The 16,335-nt window shown below is 65.7% G+C and carries 15 protein-coding genes; 8 read left to right on the forward strand and 7 right to left on the reverse strand.

All coding sequences use genetic code 11. The features are described from left to right. Nucleotides 1-261: 261 nt before the first annotated feature. The 3 genes from ACROSR_RS09805 to ACROSR_RS09815 form a co-directional block, all read right to left on the reverse strand. A complete protein-coding gene (locus ACROSR_RS09805; protein ID WP_432684503.1) occupies nucleotides 262-501 on the reverse strand; it encodes a hypothetical protein in 240 nt (79 codons plus the stop codon). Nucleotides 502-896: 395 nt separating this feature from the next. Further along, entirely contained in the window at nucleotides 897-1,478 is a 582-nt protein-coding gene (locus tag ACROSR_RS09810) for a DUF1523 family protein (RefSeq protein ID WP_432684505.1), read from the reverse strand. A 12-nt stretch (nucleotides 1,479-1,490) separates the two neighbouring features. Further along, nucleotides 1,491-1,757: a hypothetical protein gene (locus ACROSR_RS09815; RefSeq protein ID WP_432684507.1), complete on the reverse strand. Its 267-nt coding sequence runs from the start codon at nucleotides 1,755-1,757 to the stop codon at nucleotides 1,491-1,493. Nucleotides 1,758-1,919: 162 nt separating this feature from the next. Here ACROSR_RS09815 and ACROSR_RS09820 point away from each other — a divergent pair, with 162 nt between their 5' ends. After that, nucleotides 1,920-2,735 carry a cyclase family protein gene (locus ACROSR_RS09820; RefSeq protein ID WP_432684508.1) on the forward strand — a complete coding sequence of 272 codons (816 nt, stop codon included), beginning with the start codon at nucleotides 1,920-1,922 and terminating at the stop codon, nucleotides 2,733-2,735. Between the two features lie 204 nt (nucleotides 2,736-2,939). On the opposite strand, the gene ACROSR_RS09825 is transcribed toward ACROSR_RS09820, so the two are convergent. Further along, nucleotides 2,940-4,625: a thiamine pyrophosphate-dependent enzyme gene (locus tag ACROSR_RS09825; RefSeq protein ID WP_432684510.1), complete on the reverse strand. Its 1,686-nt coding sequence runs from the start codon at nucleotides 4,623-4,625 to the stop codon at nucleotides 2,940-2,942. A 132-nt stretch (nucleotides 4,626-4,757) separates the two neighbouring features. Between ACROSR_RS09825 and ACROSR_RS09830 the strand changes: the two genes are divergently transcribed. After that, nucleotides 4,758-5,201: an NUDIX domain-containing protein gene (locus ACROSR_RS09830; protein ID WP_432684511.1), complete on the forward strand. Its 444-nt coding sequence runs from the start codon at nucleotides 4,758-4,760 to the stop codon at nucleotides 5,199-5,201. Here the strand turns inward: ACROSR_RS09830 and ACROSR_RS09835 are convergent. Continuing rightward, entirely contained in the window at nucleotides 5,168-6,040 is an 873-nt protein-coding gene (locus ACROSR_RS09835) for a DMT family transporter (RefSeq protein WP_432684512.1), read from the reverse strand. The genes ACROSR_RS09830 and ACROSR_RS09835 overlap by 34 nt on opposite strands. A gap of 78 nt (nucleotides 6,041-6,118) precedes the next feature. Beyond that, nucleotides 6,119-7,903: an ABC transporter ATP-binding protein gene (locus tag ACROSR_RS09840; RefSeq protein ID WP_432684514.1), complete on the reverse strand. Its 1,785-nt coding sequence runs from the start codon at nucleotides 7,901-7,903 to the stop codon at nucleotides 6,119-6,121. A 432-nt stretch (nucleotides 7,904-8,335) separates the two neighbouring features. Between ACROSR_RS09840 and ACROSR_RS09845 the strand changes: the two genes are divergently transcribed. Beyond that, nucleotides 8,336-9,070, forward strand: a complete 735-nt coding sequence (locus ACROSR_RS09845) for an alpha/beta fold hydrolase (protein WP_432684516.1) — start codon at nucleotides 8,336-8,338, stop codon at nucleotides 9,068-9,070. After that, entirely contained in the window at nucleotides 9,067-10,215 is a 1,149-nt protein-coding gene (locus ACROSR_RS09850; protein ID WP_432684518.1) for an alpha-D-ribose 1-methylphosphonate 5-triphosphate diphosphatase, read from the forward strand. The genes ACROSR_RS09845 and ACROSR_RS09850 overlap by 4 nt, the downstream gene beginning before the upstream one ends. 283 nt (nucleotides 10,216-10,498) lie before the next feature. On the opposite strand, the gene pepN is transcribed toward ACROSR_RS09850, so the two are convergent. After that, complete coding sequence (pepN, locus tag ACROSR_RS09855) at nucleotides 10,499-13,051, reverse strand: aminopeptidase N (protein ID WP_432684540.1); 2,553 nt, start codon at nucleotides 13,049-13,051, stop codon at nucleotides 10,499-10,501. Between the two features lie 108 nt (nucleotides 13,052-13,159). Between pepN and ACROSR_RS09860 the strand changes: the two genes are divergently transcribed. From ACROSR_RS09860 to ACROSR_RS09875, 4 genes are all read left to right on the forward strand, one after another. After that, the gene (locus tag ACROSR_RS09860; protein ID WP_432684519.1) at nucleotides 13,160-13,357 is read left to right on the forward strand and encodes a hypothetical protein; all 198 of its coding nucleotides are present in this window, start codon (nucleotides 13,160-13,162) and stop codon (nucleotides 13,355-13,357) included. Nucleotides 13,358-13,380: 23 nt separating this feature from the next. Next, the gene (locus tag ACROSR_RS09865; RefSeq protein WP_432684520.1) at nucleotides 13,381-14,883 is read left to right on the forward strand and encodes an FAD-binding domain-containing protein; all 1,503 of its coding nucleotides are present in this window, start codon (nucleotides 13,381-13,383) and stop codon (nucleotides 14,881-14,883) included. Next, nucleotides 14,883-15,077 (forward strand): DUF2256 domain-containing protein, encoded by a 195-nt coding sequence (locus ACROSR_RS09870; RefSeq protein ID WP_432684522.1) that lies wholly within the window; start codon nucleotides 14,883-14,885, stop codon nucleotides 15,075-15,077. Before ACROSR_RS09865 ends, ACROSR_RS09870 begins: the two co-directional genes overlap by 1 nt. 148 nt (nucleotides 15,078-15,225) lie before the next feature. Next, nucleotides 15,226-16,029, forward strand: coding sequence for a gamma-glutamyl-gamma-aminobutyrate hydrolase family protein (locus ACROSR_RS09875; protein ID WP_432684524.1), 804 nt, complete (start codon nucleotides 15,226-15,228; stop codon nucleotides 16,027-16,029). The last annotated feature ends 306 nt before the right edge of the window (nucleotides 16,030-16,335 follow it).

Consider the following 16,335-nt stretch of genomic DNA (forward strand, 5'->3'; position numbering starts at 1 on the left):
GGCGTGAGACCACCCCTCGCGCCCGCTTTTTTTACCTGACGAATGGGTTACGCGGGACACGGCGGTCCTTGGTCCAGCCTCGGACACGCGTGCTGAATCAGACGAAGGCACTTGGCGCGCGAACAGGACGGACCCGTTTGAAGAAGACCGATCGGTGCGCATCAGTCAGCGCCGAGACCACGCATGAAGGCGTTAGCCCATTTCTCGAAAGCTGACACTTAACGCAGAGCTTTGATAGCGGACGTTTCCCCGTGATCGGGGTCAATTCTCCTCGGGCGGATTTTGCACAGTCATGACCACCCAAAAGAAGACACCGGCAAACAGGCCCAAAACGCCCCACGTGACCCCGTTGGCGACGGCGAAGCGCGCGGTTTCGGCGAATGTGACGCCGTCGAAGGACAGATTGATCAGGATATAGATCAAAGGAGCGGCGAAGAGGCCGAAGCCAGCACCACCGGCGGCCCCCAGCAGGGCCCAGGTCTTGTAAGATTTCATGTTCATGCGCGTTTCCTGCTTTCAGGTTTTCGTGTTCCGACTCGGGTCGTGCGTCTCGGTCTGGTCAAAGTCATTGCCGCCAACGCCCTTTAACCGACGCAGCCCGCTCAGGCGGCCAGTTTCAGAGTGATAGAAGTGCATTCCCTCACGAGGGGACGGTTTAACGAAAAGTGGTCACATGAACACGGTGCTGATTTGTCGCAGGCACGCGCCCGGTTGACTCTTTTTTTCTGACATGGCCGGGGAACGTGGGTCCCGCACCTGCGATCATCGGGAAAGATCCATGTCCGGGCGCGCTCGAAACTCTCGTCGGCAGCCTCGCACCCGACGACATATCCCGTGATTATCTGCACGCCTGTTCGTGGCGGGCGCGCAGGTTAGGCCGACACGAGCGCCGCGGATCAGGCTTTGCCGTCGCTCCACTCGTCCTCGGCCCATTCCTCGCGCTTGCGCCAGAACCGCTTCCAGCGGGCGCGGATCGTCCAGAACAGCACCGCCAGCAGCGTCAGCACCACGATGTTGAACCAGGGGATGATCCGCACATCCGGCCCCGAGACCGGGGTGATCGAGACAGCGTTGGGATAGATCGAGAGAAACTCGTTGCGCCAGCCGTAATGCAGCACATCGACCCACCGCGCCTCTGCGCCGCTCGCGTTCATCTTGGCGTCAGAGGCCTGGGCCTGCAGGTTCGACGTGTCGAACTTGAAATAGGGCGGCCAGCCCCAGCCGGTATCCTCGTTGCGGTATACCATCGGCTGCTCGTCGTTCAGAAAGCTCTGGATGAAGAACACGTCGCGCCCCGTCGCCTGCGTGTTGTCGCCGGTATCGGCATTCGACCAGAACAGCGCGTTGTCACCCGGCTCGATCCGCCGCTCGTAGGTGTCGGTGATCCGCACCACATCGTGATGCGGCAGCGTGTAATGCAGGAACGCCGCAAGCAGCGTCCAGAACACCCCCCAGAACACCCATTTGACATAGACCATGCGACATCCCCTTTACATGTAATTCGTGACATAGACGATGGCGATCACCGCCGTTACCGGAACGATATAGACCAGCCAGATCAGCCTGCGGCGCAGCGATTGCTCGTACTGCTCCATACCGGCCTTGACATAGGCATCCCGTGCGCCGGGACGGCCGGCATCTTCCCAGTCGCGCTCCATCCGGCGGCGGCGTTCGGCACGAAAATACCATGACAGGGCGAAATAGACCGCAGTCAGGAAGATCAGCCCGAAAATCAACAATCGCAACAATGCCGCCATGGCACGACCTCCCGGTTCACCTGCAGCCTTGCAATACACGGCGTGACCGGTAAACTCCATAGTGGATCGAGGATCATCCGCGATGTGATGCGGTCGCCCGAGAGGCCTGACGCACCCCGGACGCCGGAGCCGAACGACCGGACCCAACCTGAGGAGAGACCCATGTGTGACGCCTGCATCATCAACGCGGTCAAGGACAGGATGCTGTCACGCCGGGCCTTTTTCACCACCGCGGCGGGGGCCGGCGCGGCCGCCGCGCTGTCACCCGTGGGGGCGCCGCCCGCCATGGCGCAGGGACACAGCCGGGTCGAGGACCTGACCCACGTCTATGACGCCGCGTTTCCGACCTATTTCGGAGAGCCGGGGATCTCGACCGAACAGAATTTCAACTTCGACGCGCACGGCCTGAACCTGATGACGCTGACGGTGAACGAGCATACCGGCACGCATGTTGATGCGCCGCTGCATTTCTCGGCCGATGGTGCATCGGTCGACGAAATCCCCTTGGGGGATCTGGTGGCGCCGCTGTGCGTCGTGGATATCGCCGCGCGCGCGTCCGAGGATGCCGACACGCGGCTCACGCCCGACGATCTGCGGGCGTGGATGGACGCGCACGGCCCCATCCCCGACGGCGCCTGCGTGGCGCTGTTTTCGGGATGGGGGGCCAAGACCGGAACGGATGCGTTCCGCGGCTTCGACGGCGAGGCGCAGCATTATCCGGGCTTTCACGTCGAGGCCGCCGAGATGCTGATCAAGGAGACCGGCGCACGTTCCATCGCGTCGGACACCCTGTCGCTGGATCACGGGGCGTCGGCGGATTTCGCCACGCATTACGCCTGGCTGCCGACGGGCCGGTTCGGGATCGAGTGCATGGCGGGTCTGGACCGCGTGCCGGCGGCGGGGGCCACCGTGGTCGTTGGCGCCCCCAAGCATCGCGGCGGCACCGGCGGCCCGGCCCGGATCTTTGCACTGATCTGACGGCCCGGCACGACGGCGTGATCGGCGCATCCGCCTGCGCAAGGGTCTTCCCGACAAGGCCGGGCCACCGCCTTTTACGTCCGCGCCGGCACAGCCTCTTGCACCTTATGGCGGACCCGACAGACGAGCGATGGCTGTGCGGCCACCGACCGTGTACCGTGTAACGCACGCAATCACCCCGTAGCGGGCCGAGACAGGCCCCCCTCAGGCCTTCATCTTCTGTGCCAGCCCCGCCTCACGCATGGCGCTGAGCGTGACACGCGGCGTTATCGCCTCGGGCGAGATCGCCAGATCCAGCACGGCGCCGGTCTTGGATGCGCAAGCGCGCGCGAAGGCGTCGGGGAACGCCTCGGTCGTCTCGACCCGTTCACCGTGAAAGCCATAGGCGCGGGCCAGTGCGGCGAAATCGGGATTGACCATCGTCGTGCCCGACACGCGCTCGGGATAGTGCTTTTCCTGATGCGCGCGGATGGTGCCGTAGGTGCCGTTGTTGAGCACCAGGATGATCGGTTGCGCGCCCGCCTGCGCGGCACTGGCAAGTTCCTGCCCGTTCATCTGAAAATCGCCGTCGCCCGCGAAACAGACCACGCGGCGCTCGGGGTACACCAGTCTTGCGGCGATGGCGGCGGGGATGCCGTAGCCCATGGCCCCCGATTGCGGCGCAAGCAGCCGCATGTCCGGGCCGTATTTCAGGAACCGCCCGGACCAGATCGCGAAATTGCCGGCGCCGTTGGTGATGATCGCGTCGTCGGGCAGCACGTCGCGCAGATGCGCCGTCACCCGCCCCATGTCGACCGGCGAGGGCTGGTCGGGCAGATCGAACGCCGCCTCCCACGCCGCGCGGGCCTCGGCGCGCCATGCCGACCAGCCCCCTGTGACGGGGCCCGCGGCATCAAGCGCGGTGACAAAGGCATTCGGCCCCGCCTGAATGCCGAGGGTGGGCTGATAGACCTTGCCCAGTTCCAGATCCGAGGCATGCACATGGACAATATCCTGCGCAGGCTGCGGCACCGACAGCACGCTGTAGCCATCGGTGGAATTCTCGCCAAAGCGCACGTTGATCGCAAGGATCACGTCCGCCTCGGCCAGCAGGCTGCGCACATGCGGCACCATGCCCACGCCCGCCTCGCCGCAGAAAACCGGCGCGTGGTTGTCGAACTTGTCCTGGTAGCGGAAGACCGACACGACCGGAATGTCCGATCCCGCGGCAAAGGCATGCAAGGCGGCGCGCCCGGCGCCTGACCAGTTGCCCCCGCCGTAAAGGATGACGGGGCGCTGCGCCCCGGCAAGCATGGCACGGGTGGTCTCTATCGCGTCGGCCGACGGCGCGGCCTCGACATAGCGCGCGGGGCCTGTCAACGGGACCGTGACGGTCGCCGCGCTCAGCACGTCCTCGGGCAGTGCCACCACGACCGGGCCGGGACGCCCGGTGGTCGCGGTCTTCCAGGCGCGCGCGGTGATCTCGGGGATGCGGTCCACATCGTCGATCTCGACCGCCCACTTGACCATCGTGCCGAACACGGCGCGGTAATCCAGTTCCTGAAACGCCTCGCGGCCCTTCATGCCGGTGGCCACCTGGCCCACGAACAGGATCATCGGCGCACTGTCCTGCATCGCGGTATGCACGCCGATCGACGCGTTGGTGGCCCCCGGCCCGCGTGTGACCCAGGCGATGCCCGGCGACCCGGTCAGCTTGCCATAGGCGGCGGCCATGAACGCAGATCCGCCCTCTTGTCGGCACAGCATGAAGTCAAGCCGCCCGGCCGTGTCGTGCAGCGCATCGAGCACCGCCAGATAGCTTTCGCCCGGCACGCCAAAGCTGTGCCGCGCCCCCAGTGCCATCAGGCAGTCCACCAGAAGTTGTCCGCCAGTGCGGGTGTTATCGGCCATGTCATGTCCCCCTTTGTTCGTTTGCGACACGCTGGACCGGCAGGCACGGGAAACACAAGCCCCATTCGGCGGGTTGTCGCGGCCGCGTGCGGCGGGCATGGTTCGCGCAAGCACACCCCCGCAGGAGCCGTCATGCCCAGCCCACGCCTCGCCGCCCGCGCCGTGATCGTCGAGGATGGGCGGCTTTTGCTGGTCAATGCCTACGCGGGTGCCGAGACGACGCTATGGTGTGCGCCGGGCGGCGGGGTCGATGCGGGCGCGTCCCTGCCCGAAACCCTGATGCGCGAGGTGCACGAGGAAACCGGGCTGATGATCGAGGTGGGCGCACCGTGCCTCGTCAACGAGTTCCACGCCCCCGAGCGCGGCTTTCACCAGGTCGAGGTGTTTTTTCGCGCCAATGTGATCACGGGTAGGCTGGATGCGGGCTGGCGCGATCCCGAGGGCATCGTGACGCGGCGCCGTTGGGTGGACCGGACGGAAATGGACGGGCTTCGGGTCAAGCCCGACAGCCTTGCGGAAATCGCCTTTGACGGGGGGTTCGGCTATGATCCGCTGGAACGGCTGGTTGGCCCCTGAAACGGCAGCACGGAGATTGCCACACCGCCCAGAACCAGCGCGCCGGCAAGCAGGGATTGCGCGGTCAGGCTTTCGCCCAGAAAGATCATCCCGCCCGCCATGGCGATCACCGGCACGCTAAGTTGCGCCACGGCCGCGACAGATGACACAAGTCCGGGCAGCACGTGATACCACAGCGCGTACCCAAGCCCCGAGGTCACCGCGCCCGACAGGATGGCAAGCGCCGCGCCCTGGGGGCCGATCACCGTACCGGCCGCGCCCGCCGGCAGGGCGAGGCCGATCAACACTCCCAAGGGCGCCGCGAGGATGAAATTCGCGGCGGTGCCTTGTAGCGCATCGGTACTGCGCCGCCCGGCCAGGGAATAGACACCCCAACCGATACCGGCCATGGCCATCGACAGGCCGTGCAGGACGCTGACCTGAGGTCCGGCCCCCGGCCAGAGCAGCCAGGACAGGCCCGCGAATGCCAACGCCGCCCCGATCCAGCGGCGCGGCGGCAAAGGCTCGCGCACCATGAGACCCCCGGCAAACATGGTGATCTGGACGACGCCGAACAGGATAAGCGCGCCCAGCCCGGCATCGAGCGCGGTGTAGGCGGCGGAGAAACCGTACATGTACACCAGCAGCGACACGACGCCCGCACACCGTCCCGACCCGCGCAGATGCAGCCCGCCGCGCAACATGACGCAGATCACGGCCAGCATGACGGCCCCGGCGATCAGGCGGATGGTGCCAAAGCTGGCGGCGTCGATCCCGCCCCCGGCCAGAGCCATGCGGTTGAGCACGGAATTGGCCGCAAACGCGATCATGGTGAGGGCGGTCAAGAGAAACAGGCGCATGGGCCGTGGCATAGCGCAGGCTGCGACGCGGGTACAGTCACCGATGTGTGTGGTGGTCCGCAGGTATTATCGAATCGATCAAACCTTGGCGTCGCCCTGTTTCTGCGCCTTGTAGAGTTGCGCGTAATAGCCGTTGCGGGCCAGCAATTCATCATGGCTGCCCTGTTCCACCAGCCGCCCGGCCTCTAGCACGAGGATACGGTCGGCATCGGCGATCGAGGACAGGCGATGCGCCACCACGATGGTCGTGCGCCCCTCGGTCAGCCGGGTCAGGGCCGACTTGATCCGCGCCTCGGTTCCCTGGTCCAGCGCGCTGGTCGCCTCGTCCAGCAGCAGGATTGGCGCGTCCACGAGAAAGGCGCGCGCGATGGCGATCCGCTGTTTCTGTCCACCCGACAATTGCGCGCCCTTTGGACCGACCGGCGCCGCGCCGCGCGCCCGGACCAGATCGGCGATCTCGGCGTTCTCGGCCGCCTGCCAGATCTGCGCCTCGGTCGCCTCGGGATTGACGTAGCGGATATTCTCCCAGATCGAGTTGTTGAAGATCACGATATCCTGCGCCACCACGGAAAATGCGGCGCGCAGCGACCGGATACGCAATTTGTCGATGGGCGTGCCGCCGATCGTGATCCGCCCGCCCTGCACGTCGTAAAGCCGCGACAGCAAGGACAGGACCGTGGTCTTGCCCGACCCGGTGGCGCCCACGATGGCCGAGACCCGCCCACCGTCGAGCCGCATCGACAGCCCCTCGAACAGCGGTTGGTCGGCACTGTAGGAAAAGCTGACATTGTCGAGCACAATATCGCCGCCCGTGTCGAATTCGCTGACCGCATCGGGCGCATCGGTGATCGACGGGGTTTCGCGATAGAGGTTGCGCACCCGGTCAAGCTGCACGATCTGGCTTTGCAGGATGCCGAGATATTGCGCCAGAAGACGCGCGGGATCAAACACCAGCACCATGCCCAGCAGGAAGGTGATGATGCCCGCGCCATCCGTGTCGAACGCGGGGCTGAGAACCATGTAACCGCCGCCACCGATGACCAGAACATAGACGAAGGCCGAGCTGAGATCGATCGTCGGCATCACGAGGGCCTGCGTGCGCTGCACGTGCAGCGTGAGATCGCGCAACCGCCGGGTGCTTTCTTCCAGCCGCGCGGCCTCGACCTCTTCCTGGCTGGCGATCTTGACGGTGCGCATCGCGGTCACGGTTTCCTCGATCCCGCTCATGTAATGGCCCATCTCGGTCTCGGCCTCGCCCTGCACGCGTTTGACCAGGTCCGACACGTAGTTCATCACCCAGATGATGAACGGCAGCACGAGGATCGCGGCCGTGAACAGGACCGGGTTCTTCCAGATGAGATACCCCGACACGATCACCACCGTCACCGCGTCGCGAACCGCGTTGGCCGTGGCCAGCCCGATGAAATGCCCGAGCGCCTGTGTCTGCGTCACGATCCGGTGGATCAGATCACCCGATTTGGTGCGCTCGAAATAGGCGAGGTCCAGCCCCATCATGTGCGTGATGAGATCGCGCCGCATCTCGTGGATCGCGGTGTTCGACACCCAGACCGCGATACGCGGCACGAAATAGGCCATCGCGCCGCGCACGACGAACAGCACGAACACCGCAAGACAGACCAGCGCCAGCTCGGCGAGGGTGCCGTTCTCGAAGATCACGCGCAGGCCGTTCTCGGTGATCGACAGGAATTGCTGATAGACCACGCCCTGCACCAAGATCATCACGAGGACGAGCGCCAGCCAGCGCGCGCGCTGCTTCATGTAGTGCTGCCAGAACCATAGCAGGTTGTCGCGGTCGCGCTGCGAGAAAAGTGGCTGCCTTGGGGGGCGGGGGGATCGGGTCATGCGCGATTGGGCCGTTGATCAGAATGTGTCGCCCGTCTCATAGACGGGAATGGCACCGGGGTCATCCCATATCTCGGGATTGCGCGCCCGCCCTGCCCGGCCGATCCATGCGCCCGGATCGGGCGCGCATCGTCTCTGGCCCGTGCCAAGCAGACGGGCTTGATCTCAAGACCATCATGCCCCAGCCACAGATCACGGCAGCGACGCAACGATCTGGCACCGATCTGGGTGGGGTGATAATCGAGTATCTTGAACATGGCAGACACGGACGGCGTGCTGTGAAGTGATGGCCGGACCGCCAAGGCGGCACGCTGCCGATCCCCCTCGGGTGGCTCGATCCCCGGTTGCTGGGGCTCGGCGACAGGCGGGCGGGCTGCGACATTGCGCGCAAACCCTGTTCACAGCGCCCGCATTCCGGCTTATACGCGCCGTATGAAATCGATCGCCTTTATCCTCGCCGTCACATTCGGCCTTGTCTCGACCGCGGCACGCGCCGATTGCGTCGTTCTGCTGCACGGGTTGGCGCGCAGCGACGCGTCGTTTCTGGTGATGCAGGAAGTACTGGAATCCCAGGGCTACGACGTCTTCTCGCCCGATTATCCGTCGACCGAAGACGATATCGCGCAACTGGCCGAAGAGACCCTGCCCTACGCAAAGCGGGTCTGCGGCGACACGCGGCTGCATTTCGTGACGCATTCGATGGGCGGTATCCTGCTGCGGGTCTGGCTGGCCGACACCCGCCCCGACACCCTCGGCCGTGTCGTGATGCTGGCCCCGCCAAATCACGGCAGTCAACTGGTCGACGAACTGGGCGCCCTGGAGCTGTTCAAGTGGCTTAACGGGCCCGCCGGACAGCAATTGATCACCGGGCCGGACGGGCTGCCGGAAAATCTGCCCCCCGTCGATTTCGAACTTGGCGTGATCGCCGGGACGCGCTCGCTCAACCCCTATTTCTCGGCACTGATCGAGGGGCCGGACGATGGCAAGGTCTCGGTCGCCTCGACGCGGGTCGAGGGCATGGCGGACCACATCACCCTGCCCGTCACGCACACGTTCATGATGAACAATCCGCTTGTGATCGCGCAGGTCGAGGAGTTTCTGGCGCATGGCCGGTTCGACCATGACCTGACGCTCGGTGATGTCCTGCTGGGGCGACGCGGGGGATGAGCGCGCCGGCCTTGACCCTGCGCGGGGCGCAGGTGCTCTGGCCCGACGAGATCGGGCCGGGTGCGCTGTCGCTGGCGGACGGCGTGATCACCGACACGCCGCAAGAGCGGGTCGTCGATCTGGCGGGATTTCTGATCCTGCCGGGGCTGGTCGATGCGCATGGCGACGCGTTCGAGCGGCATCTTGCCCCGCGTCGCGGCGCAATGATGGATCTGGCACGCGGGCTGATCGCCACCGAGGCCGAGCTGGCCGCGAGCGGCATCACCACGGCGACGCTGGCGCAGTTCTATAGCTGGGAAGGCGGTCTGCGCGGGCCGGAATTCGCCGCACGGATGCTGGAGGCGCTTGCCGCGACCCGGCCCCGCGTGGCGACCGATCTGCGCGCGCAACTGCGCGTCGAGGTGTCGCTGATCGACGCCTACGCGGATATCGAAGAGATGATCGCACAGTCCGGCGTCGATTACGTGGTGTTCAACGACCACCTGCCGCACGTGGCCCTCGCAGCGGGCAAGCGGCCCCCGCGTCTGACCGGGCAGTCCCTGCGTATCGGGCGCAATCCCGAGACGCATCTCGGGATCATGCAGGCCCTGCACGCGCGCATGCCCGAGGTGCCCCCCGCCCTCGACACGCTTGCCGCAAGGCTGGCCGCGGCGGGCGTGCGTCTGGGCAGCCACGACGACCAGACGGCGGACAGCCGGGCAAGGCACCGCGCGCGCGGCGTGCGGATCGCCGAATTCCCCGAAACGCCGGAGGCCGCAGAGGCCGCACGCACGGGGGGCGATGCGGTGATCATGGGCGCGCCGAACGTGATGCGCGGCGGGTCGCATAACGGCAACGCCGGCGCGTTGGAGATGATCGCGGCGGGCTGTGTCGATGCGCTGGCCTCGGATTATCACTATCCCTCGCTGGCGGGCGCGGCTTTCCGGCTTGTCGATGCGGCGGTGTGCGATCTGGCCTCGGCGTGGCGGCTGGTGTCAACGGGACCGGCGCACGCCCTGGGGCTGGACGACCGGGGCGCGCTGCGCCCCGGCCTGCGCGCCGATCTGACGGTGATCGATCCCGATGCGCGCCGTGTCGTCGCGACCCTTGCGGGCGGGCAGATCAGCTACATGACCGGCGCGGCAGCGGCGCGGTTCATCGGCTGACGCGATGATGTACGGCATGTTACCGGCGGACGGTTCGAGAGTTACCGCGTGAGCGGGCTAGTATGGCCTTGAACTGACATCGAGGTTACTGCCCTGGCGCGGTACGCGACCGCAGGTCGCAGCGCCATCGCATGCGCGCCCCCCGGACAGGCGATTTGTCAAAGCTGGCGCATCGATTGCAGCTTTTGCGGCTTGGCCGGCATAAAGTGCGCTGAAAAACCGTCGGATCGCCTGCCCGCGGACATACGCTGTCGCTGCTGCGTCGGAAGACCGCCTCATCTCATCACCCCTCCAGAATGCGCCCGACCATTTCGCCGGTATCGCGGCTGAGACCGGCCGTGGCGCGAATACGCTCCAGCTCGGCCTTGATCAGTGACTGGCGCTGCGCGTCATAGCGCCGCCACGTCTCGAACGCGGTGCACATCCGCGCAGTCGTCTGCGGGTTGAGCGGGTCGAGCGCGATCAGCCAGTCGGCCAGCAGCCGGTACCCCTTGCCCGAGGCGTGGTGAAAGCCCGCCGGCGACATCGTCAGCGCGCCCAGCACGGCGCGGAAACGGTTGGGATTGCGGATGGTGAAATCAGGGTGCTCGGTCAGGCGCGCCGCGACATCCGCGGTATCCTCTGGCCGGGCATTGAGGATCTGCAGGCTGAACCACTTGTCGATCACAAGCCGGTCGTGCCGCCACTGGTCATAGAAGGCGCGCACAGCGGCGTCGCCCCGGCCCGATTGCAGCAGGCAGGAAAACGCCGCAAGTTGCTGCGTCATGTTGCCGGCGGCGTCGAATTGCGCCTGCGCCTGCGCGCCGCCATCGCGCCGCGTGAGGATCGCGAGCGCCGCATTGGCCAGCGACCGTGCCGCGGTCTGGTCGGGATCGGGCCGGTAGGGCGCGGTGACCTGGTGGGCGGCGTAGAGGTCGCGCGCGGTGTCTTCGAGTGCGCCGGCGCGGGTGTCGCGCAAGCGCTCCAGCGCCTGCCAGATGGCCTGCGGATCGGGGGTATCACCGGCGTCGTGCAGCGACTGCGCCAGATCATCCTCCGACGGCAGGCCCAGCGCCAGCGCGCGGAAGGCCGGGTCGAGGCTGTCATCGCGCGCCATCGTCCGCACCGCATCGATATAGGCGGGATCGGGGTCGGCGGCGTCGCGGATCATCGCGAGCAGGCCATTGCGCGCCAACGCGCGCCCGGCCTCCCACTTGTTGAAGGGGTCGGTGTCATGCGCCAGAAGGAAGGCACGTTCGGCATTGGTCGTCTCACGCTCGACGATCACGGGGGCCGAGAAATCCCGCAGGATGGATGGCACGGGTTTCGCGGACAGGTCGTCAAAGGTCACGCTTTGGCGCTGCTCGGTCATCTCGATCAGCTGCGTCGGCCGCACCTCGTCCCCGTTCGGGCCCAGCAACCCCACCGCGATCGGGATCACGCGCGGGGTCTTGACGTCCTGCCCCGGTGTGGGGGGCGTCGATTGCTCGAACTGCAGGGTATAAGTGCCGTCCGCGTAGCTTTCCGTCACATGAAGGCGCGGCGTGCCGGCCTCGGAATACCAGCGCTTGAACTGGGCGAGGTCGCGGCCCGCGGCCTCCTCGAACACGCGCAGCCAGTCCTCGATCGTGCAGGCCTGCCCGTCATGGCGCTCGAAATAAAGATCCACCGCGCGGTAATAGGCATCGTCACCCACCAGCCGCTTGAGCATGCCGATCACCTCGGCGCCCTTTTCATAGACCGTCGCGGTGTAGAAATTGTTGATCTCGACAAAGCTTTCGGGGCGCACGGGATGCGCCAGCGGGCCGTTATCCTCGCGGAACTGCCGCGCGCGCAGGGCGATCACGTCGCCGATTCGTTTGACAGGGGCGCTGCGCATGTCGGCGGTGAATTGGCTGTCGCGGTATACGGTCAGACCCTCCTTCAGGCACAGCTGGAACCAGTCGCGGCAGGTGATGCGGTTGCCGGTCCAGTTGTGGAAATATTCATGCGCGATGATCGCCTCGACCCGTTCGAAATTGGCGTCCGTCGAGGTCTCGGGGCTGGCAAGGACGCAGGACGAGTTGAAGATGTTCAGCCCCTTGTTCTCCATCGCGCCCATGTTGAAATCGTCTACCGCGACGATGTTGAACAGGTCGAGGTCGTATTCGCGCCCGTACACATCCTCGTCCCAGGTCATCGATTTCTTCAGCGCCTCCATGCCGAAGGCGCATTTGTCCTCGTCACCCGGCCGCACCCAGATGTTGAGCGCCACGTCGCGCCCCGACCGCGTGGTGAAACTGTCGGGATGCGCTACCAGATCGCCCGCGACCAGCGCGAAGAGGTAGGACGGTTTCGGCCACGGGTCGTGCCATTCCGCCCAGCCGTAGCCCTGCGCGACGGGGTTGCCGTTAGACAGCATCACGGGCATGTCGCCTTCTATCCGGACGGTAAACACGCCCATCACGTCGGGGCGGTCGGGATAATAGGTGATCTTGCGAAAGCCCTCGGCCTCGCATTGGGTGCAATACATGCCGTTCGACATGTAAAGCCCCTCCAGCGCGGTGTTGCCCAAGGGGTCGATCTCGACCTCGGCCTCGAAGGTGAAGGGCGCGTCGGGCACCTTTGCCTGCAGCCCATCGGGGGTCACCTCGGGCGTGATCGCCTGCCCGTCGATCTTGGCGCCGATCAGCCGCAGCCCCTCTCCATGCAGGAAGAAGTCGCGCGATATGGCATCGGGGTTGGGACGGAACGCGATCCGACTGACGACACGGGTCTGTTCGGGTGCAAGGCGAAAGGTCAGATGCACCTCGTCCACGAGAAAGGCTGGCGGCGTGTAATCCGCGAGATATATGGTCTGGGGCGAGGCGTCTTTCATCGCGGGCGTCTCCATCAGGCAGAATGATTTCATCTGTCAGAGGTTAGGGCGATGCGCGTGCGCCTTCAATGCAAGAAGCGCGCGACTGTTTGAACGAAAGGAACTGTCATGTCGGCACCGGACACGAACGTCGAAAAGCAGAAAAAGCAACACCGGACGGCACTGATCGGCATCCGCGGGGCAATGATATTCGCGGGTGTCCTGATGATTGGGTTGATCGTCTGGACCGTCTATCAGGGTCAGGACCCCGTCACGCCGGATGTCCGGATCGACGGACGTACCGGCGAAGCCGTCGAGGTCGAGTGAGGCGCGCGGGCTGAGGGCGGAGCATGACGAGACCTGTCATTTGCTGGTTCAAGCGGGACTTGCGCATCGCGGATCACCCCGCGCTGACCCATGCCGCGCGGCTGGGGCCCGTTCTTCCGCTTTACATCGTCGAGCCTGACCTCTGGGCGCAGCCCGACGCGTCTGGCCGACAGTACGGATTTCTTTGCGAGACGCTGGACAGCCTGCGGACGGATCTGGCCGGCCTTGGCCTGTCGCTGGTGATCCGCACGGGCGACGCGGTGACGATACTGGAGCAACTGCGCAGCGACCTCGGCGTGACCCGCATGGTCAGCCACGAGGAAACCGGCAACGGCTGGAGCTTTGCGCGGGACCGGCGCGTCGCGGACTGGGCGCGGATGCAGTCGGTGACATGGGTGGAACTGCCGCAATGTGGCGTCATGCGCCGTCTGGACAATCGCGACCGCTGGCAATCGGCGCGGGACGGCTTCATGCGCGAGACCGTCCTGCCACCACCGGCCGACATGCGCCCCGTGGCGGAGGTCGAAAGCGATGCCGTGCCCGCGCCACAGGCGCTTGAGCTGACCGATTCCTGCCCCGGTCGGCAGCGGGGCGGGTGGCGCGCGGCGACACGCGCGCTTGACAGCTTTCTCAGCACCCGCGGCGAGACCTATACCCGCGCCATGTCGTCGCCACTGACCGGGGCGCGGGCCTGTTCGCGGATCTCACCACATCTGGCCTTCGGCAGCCTTTCGGTGCGCGAGGTGGTGCAGGCTGGGCGCGCAGCACCGCAAGGGCGCGGCGCGGACTGGGCGCGCGCGATGCGGTCCTTTCAGGCGCGGCTGGCATGGCGCGACCATTTCATGCAGAAGCTCGAGGACGAGCCGGCGATCGAGTATCGCTGCCTGCACCCCGCCTATGAGGGCCTGCGCCCGGCCGATCCCGATCCCGACCGGCTTGCGGCGTGGTCGCGGGGAGAAACCGGGCTGCCGTTTGTCGATGCCTGCATGCGGTCGCTGATCGCCACCGGCTGGCTGAATTTCCGCATGCGATCGATGCTGATGGCGGTGGCCTCCTATCACCTGTGGCTCGACTGGCGGGCGACGGGCACGATCCTGGCGCGGTATTTCACCGATTACGAGCCGGGCATCCACTGGTCGCAGACGCAGATGCAGTCAGGCACGACCGGCATGAACACGATCCGCATCTACAACCCGGTGAAACAGGGGCTGGATCAGGACCCGACCGGAGAGTTCACCCGGCACTGGGTCCCGGAGCTGGCGGGCGTTCCGGACGCGCATCTGCAGCGGCCATGGACATGGGGCGCATCGAATACCGTGCTTGGCCGCGAGTACCCCGCACCGATCGTCGATCCTGTCGCGGCGGCAAAAGCGGCGAAAGACGCCGTTTACACCCGGCGCCACGCGCATCGCGGAGACGCGGATACGCAGGCGATCGTGCAGAAACATGCCAGCCGCAAGCGCCCGCCGCGCAAACCGCGCCCTGCCAATCCGAAGGACACAGCGCAGTTGCGCTTCGATCTGTGATGGCACGCACCCGCAAGAAAGCCGACTTGCCCGTCAAGACCTGCGCCACATGCGGACGTCCCATGCAGTGGCGGCGCAAATGGGCGAAAGTCTGGGACGAGGTCCGGTATTGCAGCGCCCGGTGCCGCGGCAACCGGCCGAAGGATGTGGACGGACCGCCCGCACCACCCGACCGGGATGCGCATGGCCGATAGCATGAACAACCCGCCCACATCTTGAACGCTACGCCGCAAGTGTAAGCGAAAGGTGCATGTTTCCCGCCTTGTTCACGGAATGTCGTGCATATCTTGATAATGTTTGACACGAATGTTTTGTATGTAAGGAACCGTCTGGAGATCTGACATGAAACGTCCCGTCGTCGGCATCATCGGCAACAGGCACACGCTTAACGATCGTTATCCCGCGCATGCCGGGGGACGGATCAATGTGTCGGCCGTTGCGGACGTGGCAGGTTGCATGCCGCTGATCATCCCCGCCGACCCGCGCTATGTCAGCGTGTCAGAGTTGATGGAGGTCTGCGACGGCTTTCTGCTGACCGGCGGCAGACCGAATGTGCATCCAGAGGAATACGGTGAGGCCCCGACCGAGGCGCACGGCGCCTTCGACAGGGCACGCGACGCGATCACCCTGCCGCTGGTGCGTGCCTGCGTGGACCGGGGGCAACCGTTCCTTGCCATATGCCGCGGCTTTCAAGAGGTGAACGTCGCCATGGGCGGCACGCTGCATCCCGAAATCCGCGACCTGCCGGGCCGCGACAATCACCGCATGCCGCCCGAGGGCACGATGGAGGAACAGTTCGCGCCACGGCATACGGTGCGGTTCGCACCGGGGGGTGTGTTCCACCGGCTCATGGGGGCCAAAGAGGTGATGACCAACAGCCTGCACGGTCAGGGCGTGGTGACGCCCGGTCAGCGGATCGTGATCGATGGTTGGGCCCATGACAGCACCCCCGAGGCGCTGTATGTCAGGGATGCGCCCGGTTTCTGCCTCGGCGTGCAGTGGCATCCCGAATTCAACGCTGCCAACGATCCTGTCAGCCGGCCGTTGTTCACCGCGTTCGGCGACGCCGTGCGCACCTGGGCGCGCACCGGGACCGCGACCCCGGTCGATGCGGCCACGCAAGCGCAAGATGATCTTATCGCCTGATACGCATGGCAGGGCAGGCTTCGACCCTGCCGTGCCGGATGCCGATCTCGACATATGATTCGAGCGTCTGTCACGACCTCGACCTCGTGCCTGCCAGCTGCGGCGCCTCATCCGCACAACCTGTCGTTGACTCTGTGTTCCCCACGCCACAGGTGTGGACGGTGCCACCCGAAAAATTGGCCAAACCCTTAATATTTGCTTAAAAGTTTTGTTCAGGGGCTTACGCTACCACACTACACGACTCCCTCGGTTTTCGTCCGTTTCAGAGTTACCCGATGCCACGGTCGGATGGCGTCGAGGGGATCG

The organism is Roseovarius tibetensis (genome assembly GCF_050896375.1).
Lineage (GTDB): Bacteria > Pseudomonadota > Alphaproteobacteria > Rhodobacterales > Rhodobacteraceae > Roseovarius > Roseovarius tibetensis.